General features: G+C 52.7%; 14 protein-coding genes and 1 tRNA gene. 3 read left to right on the top strand and 12 right to left on the bottom strand.

Going from position 1 to position 16759, the window contains the following annotated elements; translation table 11 throughout:
• Positions 1 to 33 precede the first annotated feature (33 nt).
• Positions 34 to 3201, top strand: a complete 3168-nt coding sequence (locus tag BLP45_RS11105) for an efflux RND transporter permease subunit (RefSeq protein WP_256327789.1) — start codon at positions 34 to 36, stop codon at positions 3199 to 3201.
• A 468-nt stretch (positions 3202 to 3669) separates the two neighbouring features.
• Here BLP45_RS11105 and pepA read toward each other — a convergent pair whose 3' ends face one another.
• The 6 genes from pepA to rpsU all read right to left on the bottom strand — a co-directional run bounded on the left by pepA (position 3670) and on the right by rpsU (position 10128).
• Positions 3670 to 4488, bottom strand: coding sequence for a flocculation-associated PEP-CTERM protein PepA (gene pepA, locus BLP45_RS11100; protein ID WP_090372540.1), 819 nt, complete (start codon positions 4486 to 4488; stop codon positions 3670 to 3672).
• A gap of 457 nt (positions 4489 to 4945) precedes the next feature.
• A tRNA-Ile gene (locus BLP45_RS11095) sits at positions 4946 to 5022 on the bottom strand.
• A gap of 38 nt (positions 5023 to 5060) precedes the next feature.
• On the bottom strand, positions 5061 to 7280 hold the full coding sequence (gene rpoD / locus BLP45_RS11090) for an RNA polymerase sigma factor RpoD (RefSeq protein WP_176754734.1): 2220 nt from the start codon (positions 7278 to 7280) through the stop codon (positions 5061 to 5063).
• Positions 7281 to 7385: 105 nt separating this feature from the next.
• The gene (dnaG, locus tag BLP45_RS11085; RefSeq protein ID WP_090372539.1) at positions 7386 to 9161 is read right to left on the bottom strand and encodes a DNA primase; all 1776 of its coding nucleotides are present in this window, start codon (positions 9159 to 9161) and stop codon (positions 7386 to 7388) included.
• A gap of 178 nt (positions 9162 to 9339) precedes the next feature.
• Positions 9340 to 9786, bottom strand: coding sequence for a GatB/YqeY domain-containing protein (locus BLP45_RS11080; RefSeq protein WP_090372538.1), 447 nt, complete (start codon positions 9784 to 9786; stop codon positions 9340 to 9342).
• Positions 9787 to 9915: 129 nt separating this feature from the next.
• Positions 9916 to 10128, bottom strand: coding sequence for a 30S ribosomal protein S21 (gene rpsU, locus BLP45_RS11075; protein WP_004179462.1), 213 nt, complete (start codon positions 10126 to 10128; stop codon positions 9916 to 9918).
• Between the two features lie 130 nt (positions 10129 to 10258).
• Between rpsU and tsaD the strand changes: the two genes are divergently transcribed.
• The gene (tsaD, locus tag BLP45_RS11070; protein WP_090372537.1) at positions 10259 to 11305 is read left to right on the top strand and encodes a tRNA (adenosine(37)-N6)-threonylcarbamoyltransferase complex transferase subunit TsaD; all 1047 of its coding nucleotides are present in this window, start codon (positions 10259 to 10261) and stop codon (positions 11303 to 11305) included.
• Between the two features lie 11 nt (positions 11306 to 11316).
• Here tsaD and plsY read toward each other — a convergent pair whose 3' ends face one another.
• Positions 11317 to 11925 (bottom strand): glycerol-3-phosphate 1-O-acyltransferase PlsY, encoded by a 609-nt coding sequence (gene plsY, locus BLP45_RS11065; RefSeq protein ID WP_090372536.1) that lies wholly within the window; start codon positions 11923 to 11925, stop codon positions 11317 to 11319.
• A gap of 106 nt (positions 11926 to 12031) precedes the next feature.
• On the opposite strand from plsY, the gene folB reads away from it, so the two are divergent.
• On the top strand, positions 12032 to 12400 hold the full coding sequence (gene folB / locus BLP45_RS11060; protein WP_090372535.1) for a dihydroneopterin aldolase: 369 nt from the start codon (positions 12032 to 12034) through the stop codon (positions 12398 to 12400).
• Between the two features lie 182 nt (positions 12401 to 12582).
• On the opposite strand, the gene BLP45_RS11055 is transcribed toward folB, so the two are convergent.
• From BLP45_RS11055 to rpsA, 5 genes are all read right to left on the bottom strand, one after another.
• Positions 12583 to 13173: a CBS domain-containing protein gene (locus tag BLP45_RS11055; RefSeq protein WP_090372534.1), complete on the bottom strand. Its 591-nt coding sequence runs from the start codon at positions 13171 to 13173 to the stop codon at positions 12583 to 12585.
• 220 nt (positions 13174 to 13393) lie between these two features.
• Positions 13394 to 14095, bottom strand: coding sequence for an orotidine-5'-phosphate decarboxylase (pyrF, locus tag BLP45_RS11050; RefSeq protein ID WP_090372533.1), 702 nt, complete (start codon positions 14093 to 14095; stop codon positions 13394 to 13396).
• 61 nt (positions 14096 to 14156) lie between these two features.
• Positions 14157 to 14417 (bottom strand): LapA family protein, encoded by a 261-nt coding sequence (locus BLP45_RS11045; RefSeq protein ID WP_090372532.1) that lies wholly within the window; start codon positions 14415 to 14417, stop codon positions 14157 to 14159.
• 170 nt (positions 14418 to 14587) lie between these two features.
• Complete coding sequence (locus BLP45_RS11040) at positions 14588 to 14872, bottom strand: integration host factor subunit beta (protein ID WP_090372531.1); 285 nt, start codon at positions 14870 to 14872, stop codon at positions 14588 to 14590.
• A gap of 9 nt (positions 14873 to 14881) precedes the next feature.
• Entirely contained in the window at positions 14882 to 16597 is a 1716-nt protein-coding gene (gene rpsA, locus BLP45_RS11035; RefSeq protein ID WP_090372530.1) for a 30S ribosomal protein S1, read from the bottom strand.
• Between the last annotated feature and the right edge of the window lie 162 nt (positions 16598 to 16759).

Below are 16759 nucleotides of genomic sequence, written 5' to 3'. Positions count from 1 at the left end.
GCGTCACCGAGGATATATTCAGAGGCTCCTCAAGTGAGACGGACGCTTTCTGCTTCACTTTCTGCCTCGCTTCCTCCTGGTTTGATCGCCTGGTTTGCCGCGAATCCGGTTGCCGCCAACTTGCTGATGCTGCTGATCCTGCTCGGCGGAGCGGGAAGTCTCTTCCTGATGGACAAGGAGGTGTTTCCCCGTTTTATGCCCCATCAAGTCGAAGTGAAAGCAATCTATCCCGGGGCGGGGCCGCAAGAAATCGAAGAGTCGGTTTGCATCCGCATAGAAGAAGCCATTTACAATTTAGGCGGTGTCAAGCGGCTGAAATCAGACATCATCGAGAGCGAATGCCTGGTCAAGGTAACAGTCCTGCCGAATTACAATAAGGACCAGGTAATGAACGCCGTGCGCGGGCGGGTGCAAGCCATTCAACGTCTGCCGAAGGGACTGGAAAAGATCGAGGTGCAGCCCGCCCACCGCATTGGTGACGAGGGCGTTATCTGGGTAGCGTTGCACGGCCCCACCGATCCACATACTCTCAAGGGCCTTGGCGACCGCATCCAGGGTGATCTGTCACAGGTACCCGGCGTGACTCGCGCCCACAACTATTACGACTTGCCTTACGAAATCGCTATCGAAGTTTCCACCGAACGGCTCCGCCAGTTCCGTGTATCCCTGAACGAGGTCACCGAGACCATCCGGCGCACTTCAGTGGATTTGCCTGGTGGCATCATGAAAAACCCGATGGGCGAGCTATTGCTTCGGGTCAAGGGCCGAGCCCAGGATAATGTTTCCGTCGGGAATCTGGTGGTTCGCACCAACGCGGACGGCAGCCGTGTACTGCTTCGCGACGTGGCTACCATCAAAGACGGCTTGGAGGAGCGCCTGTCGGAATGGCGTCACAACGGGGAAACGGCGCAAGGCTGGGAGATCCATGCCGAAAAAGATACTGTTGCGGTGGCGCGCAGGGTTAAAGATTATGTAGCGGAAATGAATACCCAACTGCCGCAGGGGGTGGGACTGATCACCTGGTGGGACCGTTCCCAGGCTTATGAGGAACGGATAGGAACCTTGATCGAGGATGGATTGACCGGCTTCGTGCTGGTTTGCCTGATACTGACTATATTCCTCCATCACAAAGTCGCGATCTGGGCGGGCCTTGGAATTCTAACCTCGATATTTGGCGCTTTCTGGTTAATGCCCGCGCTGGACGTATCCCTGAATATGTTGTCCCTCTTTGGCTTTCTCCTAGCCATGGGAATTCTGGTGGACGATGCAATCATCATTGGGGAATCCATCTACGCCAAGCAGGAAGCGTCCGATGCGGCCAAGCTGCGGGAAACCGCGTATAGCGGATCATCCCTGGCCGGTGCGGGGAGGAATCAGGCATATCTCGAGGCTGCCATCTCGGGTGCCCGCGACGTGGCGTTGCCGGTCATCCTGGCGGTGATGATCGTCCTTGTCGCGTTTCTGCCAGGCCTGTTTTTGCCGGGCTGGGCGGGTCAGATGATGAAGCCAATTTGCCTGGTGATGATTCTGACCCTGGCGTTTTCCCTCATCGAGGCGCTGCTGATTTTACCCGCCCATCTGGCCACTCCCTCGGCGCCAAACCCTTCCAGCACGCCTCTGACCCGGCTGCGGACAACGCTTAACCGTGGTTTGCAACATTTTATCCGCCGGATCTATGAACCGTTTCTGGAAAAAGCCCTCGCGTGGCGCTACCTGACCGTTGCTGCCTTCGCCGTGCTGCTGATGCTGGCTGCGGCGTTGGTGGCCGGGGGCTATGTCCGGCTTTCCCTGCAGGCGGATGTCACCAAGGACAGCTTCTGGGTCTATCTGAAATTGCCACAGGATTTGCCCTACAGCGAAACCCGGCGGATCGCGGAAAAAGTGGAACGGTCGTTGCTGGAAATTCGGGACGAGCTGGACAGGGAGGCCGCAGTTCGCGACCCCGATATTCAGCAAAGCGTGATTGTCGGCGTGGAAACAATCATCTCCGAGCATAATGCGGGAATCTGGACCGAATTATCGCCGGCAGGACGGAAACATATCGTGGTGGAGGATTTCATCCGGGAATGGCGCAAGCGCATCGGTGACATTGGCCGGGCCAGGATTGATTTTCTCTATAAGGAGGGCGATCTCCCCTACGATATGGAATTCGACCTGGGACATCCCGATCCGGCGATCGTCGCCTCGGCCGTCATCCAGTTCAAACAGAAACTGGCGGGCTATCCGGGCGTATATGACGTCGTAGACTCTGCCGAACCCGGTAAACCGGAAGTTCGCCTTCGCCTGAAACCGGAGGCCGAGCACCTGGGGCTTCAGCTGGAAGATCTGGCCGAACAAATGCGGCACGCCTACTACGGAGACGAGGTGCATCGACTTCAAAGAGGCCGGAACGAAGTCAAGGTGATGGTGCGACTGCCTCGCAACGAAAGACAATCCCTGGATGACCTCCAGAATCTTCCTATCCGGCTTCCCAACGGAGCTCAGGCCCCGCTTGGAACTCTGGCGGAAATCGATCTGATGCCGGGCCAGGCCAGGCTGGTCCGCCAGGACCGACAGCGCATCCTGAAAGTCCAGGCTCAGATCGATCCCAGCCTGACAGATGTCAACGCCATCCATGCCAGCATGATGGCGGAAGAAATCCCGCACCTGAAGCGACAGTTTCCTGGATTGGATGTCAGCATCGGCGAAGAACGCCAGGAGCAGGACCAAACCATGCGCACCCTGATACTCTATACCGCCGCCGCCCTGGCTGTGATCTATGCCTTGATCGCGATTCCGTTTCGTTCTTACGTAAAACCACTGATTTTTATGCTGGGCGCGCCGGTAGCCTGGAGTGGCGCGGTGTTCGCGCACTGGCTCATCGGCTTGCCGCTGTCCATGGAATCCCTCGTGGGGATGATTGCAGCCAGCGGGGTTGTGATCAATGACAGCTTGGTCCTGCTGGACTATGTCCAGAAGCGGGGAAATACAGGTCAACCCATGGCAAGCCTCATCCTCGAAGCCTGTAGCGCCCGCTTCCGCCCCATCCTTCTGGCCTTCCTCACCAACTTCGTCGGATTTCTCCCAATCCTGCTGGAAACCAGCGAGCAGGCCCAGTTTCTGGTTCCAATGACCCTCTCCTTAACCGTCGGCCTCCTAATCGGCATGACCGCCAGCCTGATACTGACGCCCGTTTGCTATGCAATTGTAGAAAGATCGTAATTTATCGCTTGCTCGCCCAATCAATTTTCGAAGCATGCTTGTAGCGGTGGAACGCCAAGCCAGTAGCCAACCTATATTGCCTTTTCTCAAAGAATCATCAAAAGCTAAGCTGCACCTCGAGAAGAGGGGGAAGATTTGATTCAGCCAGTCACAGAGCCAGGTCTATCGAGGAGTGGGTGCAAAGAAAACCCGGCGCGCATTACATCTGCGCGCCGGGTGGGGCAACCTACCCCCCGGAGAGAAAGCAGGTTGCCTTAAGCGACATATTACCTGTTTCATTGACGCTGCCTATTGGACTGAAGTACAGATAGAATCTGACAGTGGGTGAATTTCAATCATGACGTCTCACCGTGCTCCAGAAGTCCAATACTTTATGGCGCGAAATAGCTTGGCTGTAAAGATTGCAACAACCCATAAGAAAGCCACCCCGCAGGGTGGCTTTCGAGATTGCTTGTTTTGCTTGTCAGATCAGGTACGGCGGCGACGGCTTGCAAGGCCAAAGCCAAGCAGACCAATGCCGACCAGGGCCATCATGCTGGGCTCCGGGACCTGCTGCTGGGTAAAGTCTTGCGACGTATCTGTCTGTATCACGAAGCTACTCGCGGTGTTTGGACCCGTGGCAACACCGTTAAAGGCTGCCGGCCGGGTATAGGTCGGCGAGGATTGACCTGGAAAAATCAACGATGCTTGCAACGTGGTACCGAGCAGGTCGGGATTTATAAAGGTATTATTGGTATCGGTGACGGTGCCGGTCAGGAAACCGCCTCCTACACCGCTCGTTGCGGAGAAGCTGCTATTTCCAGTATCCCACGTACCACTCAGTATGTTCACTCCGTCGAGGAAGCCGGTACCGGCTGCCTGATTCGCGTTAGGACTATCATCGTGAAAAACATCCCACGTTCCCGAGTTCAAGGTGATGTTAATGGAGGAACAACCGTCATTTACGCAAGTCGCGGTTTGCGTGATGGTCGAGAATATCGTGGCTTCATAGCTTCCACTTGCGGAGCCGGGGGATGCCACGTGCAGTTCATTTACCGGTGAGGTCGTGCTGAAGACACCCGCAAAGGCCTGATAGGTTAAGGTGAAAACGTCAGTGTCCCCTGCAACGTTCGCACCAGTGAGATCAAATCCTTGAATCCAGCCCCCACCATTTGAATGCCAGTCGATGCCCGAGAAATTCTGCAGCACCCCATCCGGACTGAACGTATTGTAACTGGCTGCATGTCCGATGGTCGCTCCCCCAGTTAATGCTGCGGCTATTACTAAATTGATAAGTTTCTTTTTCATTTTTTTTCCATGAAGTTATTTAAACAAAGGTACAGTGCAGGTATGCTCCTCATATGAAGCAATTACTATGCCAACTTTTAAGGATTTATTATTATCTAATGTGATCAATAACTTAGGAGTTGAATGGGACCGCGATCAAGAATGGAGGGCCCGCAAGTGTAAGAAAAATCGAATCCGGCATGGACGTTTTGCCACAATCCGGCACACGCGTGCGTTGGTATCGGGATGGAGGGAGCGTTAAAATGGATGGCTTGAACGATCAGCCACATTTGGGATTGCTTGGCTATAGATCAGGCTTCCCCTTAAAATACTTTTTTCTTTGTGTTTTTTAGACTACCTTTCAAGCGAATTGCTCTCCAATTTACTCTATTGTTTTCATTCGATAGAGTTACAAACCAGTTACACCCCGAAAAAATAAAAAGGAGTCACAGAAATCACTCTGTAACTCCTTGCTTTTTGGTGGGTCTGGTTGGACTCGAACCAACGACCAAGGGATTATGAGTCCCCTGCTCTAACCGACTGAGCTACAGACCCGCTTGGAACTGGAAGTGGAAATAATTACCGAAGGCCCGTCAGCCTTCGGTATCCAGGAAACTGCGCAACCGCTCCGAACGTGAAGGGTGGCGCAGCTTGCGTAGTGCCTTGGCTTCGATCTGCCGGATGCGCTCACGCGTCACGTCAAATTGCTTACCGACTTCCTCCAAGGTGTGGTCGGTATTCATTTCGATGCCGAAACGCATACGCAGTACTTTTGCCTCACGCGGCGTCAGTGAATCCAGTATATCTTTGGTAACGTCGCGCAGGCTGGCATAGACCGCGGCATCTGCAGGGGCCATGGTGGCGGAATCCTCGATGAAATCGCCAAGATGAGAGTCCTCGTCATCACCGATTGGCGTCTCCATGGAGATCGGCTCTTTGGAAATCTTGAGGATTTTGCGGATTTTCTCTTCCGGCATTTCCATTTTCTCCGCCAGCAGCGCGGGTTCCGGCTCCTGTCCGGTTTCCTGCAGAATCTGGCGCGAAATGCGGTTCATCTTGTTAATCGTCTCGATCATATGTACCGGAATGCGGATAGTGCGCGCCTGATCGGCGATGGAGCGCGTAATGGCTTGACGAATCCACCAGGTGGCATAGGTCGAGAATTTGTAGCCGCGCCGATATTCAAACTTATCCACCGCTTTCATGAGCCCGATATTACCTTCCTGGATGAGGTCGAGGAACTGCAATCCGCGATTGGTGTATTTTTTGGCGATAGAAATCACCAGCCGCAAATTCGCTTCCGTCATTTCGCGTTTGGCACGGCGCGCCTTTGCCTCGCCGGTGGACATCCGGCGATTGATTTCCTTGAGCTCCTTGAGGGGAATACCCACTTGCTTTTGCAGTGTCAGCAAGTTCTGCTGCTGCTCCATAATGGCCGGTTGGTAACGCCCCAAGGTTTGACTATACGGCTTGCCTATCGCGACTTCCTGCGCTACCCATTCGAAGTTGCTCTCATTACCAGGGAAGGCTTTGATGAAGTGGTTACGCGGCATTCCCGCCTTGGTTACACACAGTTCCATGATTTTGCGCTCGTAGCCGCGCATCTCATCCACCAACCCCCGCTGTGTGTCACAGAGCCTTTCAACCATTTTCGCAGAAAAGCGTATCGCCATGAGTTCGGCTGAAATACTTTCCTGTATGTCCTTATATGCCTTATTCGTCGACCCCTTTTTGGCCAGCGCTTTTTGCATCTCAGTATAGGCCTGCTGAATCACCGCAAAACGCTCTAACGCGTCGTTTTTCAGTTTCAGCAAATTGGCACTTGCTATTGCGGCAATATCTTCATCCTCCGCGTTCTCCGCGCCGCCCAATTCCTGCTCCAGCGACTCATCGGAAATCTCTTCACCGACCATTTCCTGGGCATTAGGATCAAGTAATCCGTCCACCAGCTCATCAATACGCATTTCATCTCGCGTCACCTTGTTGGCGAGCTCAAGAATGCCGGCTATGGTGGTCGGACAGGCGGAAATTGCCTGGATCATATGTTTCAATCCGTCCTCGATACGCTTTGCGATTTCGATTTCGCTCTCGCGTGTAAGCAATTCCACCGAACCCATTTCCCGCATATACATACGTACCGGATCAGTGGTACGGCCGAATTCCGAGTCCACGGTGGAAAGTGCCGCCTCAGCCTCTTCCACCACGTCCTCATCCGCTACCGTAGGCGCGGTCTCGGACATTAGCAGCGTTTCCGCGTCCGGGGCCTCGTCGTACACAGAGATGCCCACATCATTGATCATGCTAATGATGTTTTCGATCTGTTCGGCATCCAGCATATCGTCGGGAAGATGATCGTTGATCTCGGCATAGGTCAGATAGCCGCGCTCTTTGCCTTGCACGATCAGATTCTTGAGCCGCATGCGCCGCGCTTCAATATCCTGTGGCGCGAGCGGTGTTTTTTCCACGTCTTTAGCTTGCGCCTTGCCTTCTTTTATCGCTTTGGCCTTGACTATTTTTGCGGTAAGCAAGTTTGGTTCCTTGGCACTCATAACCGCCCTCGCGATTTCGGTCACGCGAACAGATGCTTTAGCAGGCGACTTTGCAACTGCCGTAATTTTGTCTTCCAGCGCTTCCGCAGTGACTTTTATAGACTCCGCTTTTGGCGACCCTCCAGACGACTTCTTAACTGTGTCGTTTACGTTCTTTTTCCCCGCCATTCTGACTTTATCGGCGAGACGGTCCGGCGTTGCGTCCATTGAAGTCGCGGTCTTCGATTTTGCCGTCATTTTGACTTGTGTTTTCGCTTTTCCCATGTCGATTTCCAATAATATGGCTAATAGAAACTATGGCTAGTAGAAACCTGAAAAATTTTCGATTATATCAAGATCCAGTGGTGCTGCTCAGCTTGTTTGCCCTGATTAGGGTACGGCCAGTCGCTGAAGTTCCTGTTTTTCCTCCGGAGTCAGAGCGCTCAGGGATTTGCTGTGCAATCTTGTCATGCAATGCTTACGTTTCATTTCCCGTAATCGCGCGAGTGCTCCGGCAAACTCCGCTTCCAGATCTATGCCACTGTCCCAGGCAAGCGTTTCGCCCTCGGCCTTTTGCAGCAGCATGCGATGGGGGCTATCGTGGAAATAGGTGATAGCCGAGGGTATGGCCGTATCTTTCCCAAGATGGGGATGGGTATCGATAAATTCAACCAGCGCCGTCAGTGCTGCTATTTCTTCAGCATATTCTCGGCCATCCGTCAACAACTCCCTGTCCAGCTTCCGGACATAGCCGGGTTCGTATAATAATATCTGTATCAGCCAGCGGTAAGGCGAGGCGGGCTGTGGCCGTGGCGCTCTTTCACGAGACAGGGAGGATGAAACACGCCTGATCTTTAATAAATCTTCCAACTCTCGCTGCGTGGTGCCGCTGATCTCCGCCAATCGTTTTAACAGCATCAGTGCAAGTCCTGGTGCTGCCACTCGCGCCAATAACGGTTTTGCGTCCTGCACCAGTTTGGCGCGGCCTTCGCTGCTCGCCAGGTCGACGCGGGCCGATAGCTCTCTAAATAGGAAAACGGACAGAGGCAACGTTTGTTTAAGCAGCTCCTCAAAAGCCTCCTTGCCGAAGTTGCGGACGTAGCTATCGGGATCCTCACCCTCGGGTAGGAAGAGAAAACCGATATTCTTGCCATCCACAAGCTGCGCAAGGCTATCCTCCAGCGCGCGCCATGCCGCTTTCCTGCCGGCATTATCGCCATCGAAACAGAACACGACATTATCCGTCTGCCGCAAAAGCTTTTGCACATGATAAGGTGTTGTGGCGGTACCTAGCGCAGCCACCGCGTATTCAATGCCGTGCTGGGAGAGCGCCATCACATCCATATAGCCTTCCACCACGATCACCCGTCCAGCTTCGCGAATTGCCCTGCGCGCGGCGAACAGGTTGTAGAGTTCCCGGCCTTTCTGGAATAAAGGCGTTTCGGGAGAATTGAGATATTTGGGTTCACCCTGTTGCAACACCCGCCCGCCAAAACCCACGATCATTCCCTTGAGGTTGAGAATGGGAAACATGATGCGGTCGCGAAAACGGTCATAGCGTTTATCATCGTTCTCGATAACCAGTCCGGCCTCTACCAGTGGATTTGTTGACGCCTTCGCCGCATAATCGGGAAAAGCCTGCTCCAGGTTTTGCCAACCAGCCGGGGCATAACCAATGGCAAAACGGGCAGCGGTTTCCCCCGTCAAACCACGTTTTTTCAGGTAGGCAATCGCGCTGTTTGAATACTTGAGCTGCTCCCGGTAAAACCGCGCGGCAACGTTCATTACCTCAGTCAAATCCTGGAAAGAACTTTCCGTTCCCTCCCCCTCTGGCTTTCCCTGCTTCATGCGGGATTGAGACCCTGACTCTGATTCCGGTACGGGAACCTGCATTCCGACACGAGCCGCCAGATCCTTCACTGCCTCGACAAAACTCAAGCCACCGTACTCCATCATGAAACCGATAGCGCTACCGTGTGCACCGCAACCAAAGCAGTGATAAAACTGTTTGGTGGGAGTCACCGTGAATGAAGGGGTTTTTTCATTGTGAAATGGGCAGCAGGCGGCATAATTCGCACCAGCCTTCTTGAGCGGAACGTCCCGCTCGATAACGTCGACGATATCCACGCGGTTGAGCAAATCCTGAATGAATGATTGTGAAATCATTTATAGCGGATAAACCAGTAATATTTAAGCGGAACGCAAATCAGAAATTCTGACAGATGATCTGATTATAGGATGTTTTCTGAAAATGCGAGGAAGTACATACCTAAATCAATCTGCAACTTTGACCGGTGTCGTCGTCCCTTGTCGCTCCCTAAGGCAACGCAACATCCGCACGATATCAGGTGAGGAGCTTCGTCCTGACCAGGACGGATACTTTACCCATGTCGGCCCGTCCGGAAAGCCTGGGCTTGAGTTCCGCCATCACTCGTCCCATATCCTGCTGTCCTTTAGCTCCGGAAGCGGAAATCGCTTCAGCTACGATGCCTTCCACTTCGGCATCGCTTAATGCTTGAGGCATATAAGCTTGCAGCACGCTAACTTCATATTTTTCCGCATCGGCTAAATCATGGCGATGCGCGGCCTCATATTGGCTAATGGAATCTCTGCGCTGCTTGAGCATTTTTTCCATTACCCCGATTACCTCGGCGTCATTCAGTTGGATCCGTTCATCCACCTCGCGCTGCTTGATTGCCGCCTGCAATAACCGGATAGCGTCGCGCCGCTTGGTGTCACCCGCGCGCATCGCGTTTTTCATATCCTCGGTGATCTTCTGTTTCAGATTCACGATGGAATCATTTGCCTTGATTGTTATGGAGCAGGCTGGAATTTTTTCGGGAGTCGCTGATGAACGCTCAATAGTAACGAATAATTTTGAAATCCCGAATTATGGATATGATTTTTTGACTCACTTTAACTAATAAAGTTTCGGGGGAAGCAACTGGCTACGAAGACGTTTGTAGGTGCGTTTAACTGCCGCAGCCAATTTGCGCTTGCGTTCAGCTGTGGGTTTTTCGTAAAATTCCCTGGCGCGCAATTCGGTGAGCAAACCGGTTTTTTCTATGGTACGCTTGAAACGACGCATGGCGACTTCAAATGGCTCGTTTTCCTTGACTTTAATAGTGGTCATGAAGATGTAGTTTCCTTCCAGTATGTAAATGGCTTTTCAAATAGTGTGCATGGATGATGCACGGTATAAAGCCCGTAATTATATAGCAGTATTGACCCCTGTTGTAAAAGACTGATCTCCCTCCCACTCCTTGCTCGTACTTGGCATTGAAACTTCCTGCGACGAAACCGGCATCGCGCTCTACCATACTGAGCGCGGCCTGCTGAGCCACGCGCTTTATTCGCAAACAGAAATGCATGGCGAGTATGGGGGCGTTGTGCCGGAACTCGCCTCGCGCGACCATATCCGGCGAGTATTACCCCTTATCAGGCAAACCTTGACGGAGGCCGGGCTCAATCTGCGGGACGTCAATGCTATCAGCTATACGCAGGGACCGGGGCTGGCTGGAGCGCTTCTGGTGGGCGCGAGTATTGCCGCCGCCCTCGGCTTCGCGTTGAACATTCCGGTATTGGCCATCCACCATCTTGAAGGGCATCTCCTGTCTCCATTGTTATCCACTCCTGCGCCCACCTTTCCATTCGTGGCGCTGCTGGTATCGGGTGGTCACACCCAATTGATGGAAGTGAAGGGTCTCGGGTTATACAAACTGCTGGGCGAAACCCTGGATGACGCGGCGGGAGAAGCCTTCGACAAGACCGCGAAGCTGTTGGGACTGGGTTACCCCGGGGGTCCGGCCCTATCAAAGCTCGCCGATGAATTTTCCAGCTCAGGCCAACCAAGTCGCTTCAGATTCCCACGCCCCATGCTCCACAGTGGCGATCTCAACTTCAGTTTCAGCGGCCTGAAAACCGCCGTGCTGACCCTGATGAATAAGCACGAAATCACCCCGCAAACCCGAGCGAGCATTGCCCTCGCTTTTCAGGAAGCCGTAGTGGACGTATTGACGGAAAAATCACTGGCAGCGCTTGCAAAAACCGGATTGACTCAGTTGGTAGTAGCGGGCGGTGTGGGGGCTAACCGCCAGTTACGCAAAAGCCTCTGTCACAACGTCGAGAAAATAGGCGCCACTGTTTTCTTTCCTGACCTCGAATTTTGCACGGACAACGGCGCCATGATTGCATTTGCGGGAGCAATGCGGTTGCAAGTGCCAGCAATCCGGGAGCGAAAGCCGGATCATAGTTTCACGATAAAAGCGAGGTGGGATCTTCATGTACAGCCTACATCATTGGACGCCTGACCGGACATGTATTAAGGCGCGCCGCGCTTACCGAAACGTGCTTCCTGGCCTGCGATCAGGCTGACGATATTCGACTTATGCCGCCAGATGAGCAACAACGACATGATAAGAACTACCAGGGTATTGGCTTCGAGGCCAAGAAAAAACACCGCGAAAACTGGCGCGAATGCCGCCGCGACTAAAGCGGCCAGAGACGAAATGCGCGAGATTGCCGCGACCATAATCCAGATCGCAATCGCCGATATCCCTAGCCATGCGTTAAATCCCAGTAAAACACCAACTGCCGTCGCTACGCCCTTTCCACCTTTGAAGCGCAGAAATACCGGGAATAGATGCCCAAGAAACACCGCCAGCGCCACCGCGGCAATTGCCTTATCGCCCCACCCTAAGGCAGGCATGAAATGCTGCGCCAGCGCTACCGACACCCAGCCCTTCCCCGCGTCCCCCACCAATGTGAATGCCGCAGCCGCTTTCTTTCCGCTACGCAGCACATTGGTAGCGCCGGGATTTTTCGAGCCATAAGTACGCGGATCAGGCAACTGAAAGATCCAGCTCGCAAGCACCCCGAAAGATACGGACCCCAGCAAATAAGCCAGCAGTATGAAAGCCGTCAGCGTCATGTTGTTAGCGCCATCTTTGCAAATAGAATAAAATCCCTGGCTGATTCTACGTGAAAAAACGCGTTAACGATTCGCTCTGAAGCGCTTCAATTCCTGAGCCCGACTTATGGATATTATTTTTGTGCACGAACTCAAGGTGGATACCTTGATTGGCATTTATCCGTGGGAGCGCAAAGTCGCCCAGGCCATCCAGTTCGACCTCGAAATTGCTTTGCCGACGAGCCGCGCTTGTCAAACAGACAATTTCGAGGACGCGCTCGATTATGCCCTTGTCGTCCAGCGTATCAACGAAACTCTTTCGCAAAAACACTTCTCTTTGCTGGAGGCCCTGGCCGAACACATCGCACAAATCATCCTGTCGGAATTCAAATCGCCGTGGGTCAAGGTCAGCGTGGCGAAACTCGGCACGATACGCGGCGTAAAAAAACTGGGTGTGTGCATTGAGCGCCGATGTGAGGTGAACTCAGTTATTTAAGCGACAACCGCCGCAGAACCGGGCTGAAACAGCGATAAAAAGAGAAACCGGTCTGATTACCAGAACCCCAAGTTAGGCTCGTGCAGCGGAAACACTGATCTCAATTGAGTTTAGCCTGGCTCTTATTGACCAGGCACCCCGACGCCCGAGCCTTCGCTACTCGCGATCAATGTATCAATGTATCAATGCTCATGTATCAATGTTGCCTCGATCTCAGTAAAAGTCTTGGCAACTTCAGTGGATGGAATCGCGGTACCGAGCTGCTTCTCGATTTGCGTCAATGAAAAAATACCGCACACGGCTGGCTTGCCAGCAGTATCGTTCTCTATCACAAGGGTATGCTGCCGGCCGGTATTCTGCAGGCTGGCGATAACATCTCCGACCCTGGCATGCATAACTTCCCCGATAGGGATCGCTTCCAGCCGATCGAGCGGGGTCATGATATCGGAGACCAGAATCTCGCTATGCTTCATACGTCGCTGCTGGATGAAACGGAGCGGTTTATCACCAAGAATATCGGTTGCGGTGATGATGCCATTGAGGACTTGATCCTGATCCAATACAAGCAGGGAACGTATACCGCGCTGTATCATGTATGCGTTAGCTGATTCCATCGTCTTATGAAGCTCGATTACGCCAGCCTGGATCTCGCGCAAGTCGGTCATCACATCTAGGGCGGATGATTTTAGCGTTACGGGTTTTTGCGGAACGGGGCAGGCGACCCGCACGGCGCCAGTCAGACGCAGTGCGGGAAGGACGCGATAGTCAGGCATGGCGGTGTCCTCCAGCATTAATAAATGGGGATACACTTGAAATTGAAAAACGACTTTCAAACACCCCTGTATTGAACTTTACGCCGCCCGGTGCCAGGGGTCAATGCGGTATTCGACCGCCACTCTCCCAAGAGCTGCTGGAGAGAGAAAAAGTAGACCGGAAAGGACCGTACTACAGCTGACAGGCCAAACAACCAGCAATGTTATTGTCGAGTCTTGATCAGAACCTGATCCGTCCTTCAATTTCGTCGTTCAATCGATGCAACATCAATGCCGGATCTGGTGCCTGAGTAATGGGTCTGCCAATAACCAGATAATCTGCGCCGTTTTCAATCGCCTGCCGCGGCGTTGTTATTCGTTTCTGCTCGTCCACAGAAGCATCAGCCGGGCGTATTCCAGGTGTGACCACACAAAAACTTCCGCCAATGAGTTGCCTGATTCGCGGTGCTTCCAGCGCAGAACTTACGACTCCATCCAGTTCGCAATCACGTACAAGCAGAACCAGTCGCTCCACCACATCCTGCGGGTCTCCGTTCAGGCCAACCTCATTCAGATCGCTGCGTTCCATGCTGGTGAGCAAAGTCACGGCAATGAGTTTGGTCGTGCCTGCCGGTACAGCCTCCCGGGCGGCGGACAGCATTCTTCTCCCCCCAAGCGCGTGGACGTTCATCATCCATACACCCAGATCCGCCGCTGCCTTGCAGGCATTCGCCACAGTGCTGGGAATATCGTGAAATTTCAAATCGAGAAAAACATCAAAACCTTTCCCCATTAATTTTTCCACCACCTGGGGTCCGGCAGCAGTAAAAAGTTCTTTGCCCACTTTAACCCTGCATGAGCCTGGTTCAAGCCTGGCGGCAAGGGTGAGGGCCTGTTCTGCACGGGGAAAATCGAATGCAACGATAATACGGGGAGCGCCCATGCGGTCAGTTCTGCGCCTTTACATTGCGGAACAGGTATTCGGAGCGGCAAGAAGATGACGTTTATCCATGTTCTTCCTCCGTTAGAGAGTATTTTTTTCTGAATGTGGCGATTTTTCGTCTTTGCCTGAATATCTTGCCGAGACAGGACAGGACGCCAATTGCTACTCCAAGGGCGAAAAATAGCAATATTATCAGTACGAGGGGGGCGTGCCATTCATAGCCAAAATAATAACGTAGTGTTACCGTTTCGACATTCCTCACGGTAAAGCCGAGAAGTACCAGAAACAGCACGATGCGTACGCACCATATCAGGTAACGCATGATGCTGAATCCGGTAATTGACCGCTCATTTTTCAGCCTGTTTTACACGCACTTTTCAGCTCGCCTCCACGATTCGCAGCTTTTCCAAAATAGAATGCGCTGCAAACCGTAAAAAAACGGCATGGTCTTTCGGCATGCCGTCGTTATGCTTCTCAACTGTTACGATTTTTTCAGCTCTTGCGATCGACCCGCTCGCGCATTTCTTTCCCTGCCTTGAAATGCGGAACATATTTCTCCGGAACCCGCACTTTTTCTCCGGATTTCGGATTGCGCCCGACACGCGGCGGACGATAATTCAGATCGAAACTGCCAAACCCACGGATCTCAATGCGTTGCCCCTGTGACAAACTCTTAGTCATGGCATCAAGTATCACCTTGACTGCGAGCTCGGCATCCTTCGCCACTAGCTGCGGATAACGCGCTGCAAGCCTTGAAATCAATTCAGACTTTGTCATGGGCAACCTTTATTGTTCAGTATTTTTGACATCCATCTTGGCTTTAAGTAGCGCGCCCAGGCTGGTGGTTCCGGCATTGGCGGGATTATCGACCGTGACTTTCTGCATGGCATCGGATTCTTCCGACATATCCTTGGCTTTGATGGAGAGATTAATACCGCGGTTCTTGCGATCGACATTAATGATCATCGCCTCAACCGTATCGCCTTCCTTCAAATGTGTTCGAATGTCCTCGACTCGGTCGCGTGATACTTCGGATGCACGCAGATAACCTTCCACATCGTTCTCCAGCATAATCACCGCACCTTTGGCGTCAATTGACTTGACTGTGCCTTTGACAATACTGTTTTTGTCATGTACCGCGACAAAGCTGTTGAAAGGGTCACCTTCCATCTGCTTGATGCCCAGCGAAATGCGTTCGCGCTCGACATCAATGGACAATACCATTGCCTCAACTTCATCACCTTTCTTATAGTTACGCACTGCCTCTTCACCGGGCTGATTCCATGAAAGATCGGAAAGATGCACCAGCCCGTCTATGCCGCCCTGCAACCCGATGAATACACCGAAATCGGTAATGGACTTGATTTGACCGCGCACTTTGTCGCCCTTCTGATGATTCATGGCAAAATCATCCCAGGGATTAACCTTGCATTGCTTCATACCGAGCGAGATACGCCTGCGTTCTTCATCGATTTCCAGAATCATCACTTCCACTTCATCACCCAATTGCACCACTTTGGAGGGATACACGTTCTTGTTGGTCCAGTCCATTTCAGACACATGCACCAGTCCTTCAATGCCTTGCTCAATTTCAACAAATGCACCGTAGTCCGTAAGATTGCTGACTTTGCCGAATAGACGCGTATGCTGGGGATAACGCCGGGAGAGTCCTACCCATGGATCCTCACTCAGCTGCTTCATCCCGAGCGAGACGCGATTTTTTTCCTGATCGAATTTGAGTACCTTGGCAGTCACTTCATCCCCGACGCTAATGACTTCGGAAGGATGCTTCACCCGTCGCCATGCGAGATCGGTGATATGCAACAGGCCATCTATGCCTCCCAAATCCACGAATGCGCCGTAATCGGTGATGTTCTTGACAATACCCTTGACCACCGCGCCTTCGGCCAGATTTGCCAGCAGTGACTGACGGTCCGCGCCCTGGCTTTCTTCCAGCACCGCACGTCGCGACACCACCACATTGTTGCGCTTCCGGTCCAATTTGATGACCTTGAATTCCATCTCCTTATTTTCGTATGGCGTGGTGTCCTTGACTGGACGGATATCCACCAGGGAACCGGGCAGAAAGGCGCGGATACCGTTAATCATGGCCGTCAAGCCACCCTTGACCTTGCCGCTTACCAGACCACAGACAATGGCGCCGCTTTCCATGGCGGCTTCCAGGTCATGCCAGGCTGTGAGACGTTTGGCCTTGTCCCGCGATAAGCGGGTTTCGCCATAACCATCTTCCAGCGCTTCGATCGCAACGCTGACGAAATCACCAGGCTTGACCTCGATTTCGCCCTTGTCATTCTTGAATTCTTCGACGGGGATGAAACTTTCCGATTTGAGCCCCGCGTTTACCACTACGATGTTGTAATCAACGCGGACAACCTCGGCGGTGATTACTTCACCAACGCGCATTTCCTGGCGGGAGAGGCTTTCTTCAAATAGCGCTGCAAAACTTTCAGGGGAATCTGTAGCGGGGGAAGCAATAGTCATTGTGGAAAATACCTGATTTGAAATCCCGTCCAAACGAATTCTGACGGGGCTAGTAGATTAAAAATAACTGTCTGAATTACTGGCTCCCTCGCCCTATGAAGAAGGTGGCGGACAATGCCGTGTAATCAAACACCCTTTGGCTGCCTCTATAAATCCTGATTT

The organism is Nitrosospira sp. Nl5 (genome assembly GCF_900102495.1).
GTDB lineage: Bacteria > Pseudomonadota > Gammaproteobacteria > Burkholderiales > Nitrosomonadaceae > Nitrosospira.
Note: the sequence above shows the minus strand (reverse complement) of the source record. Positions and strands in the feature narration are given on the sequence as shown.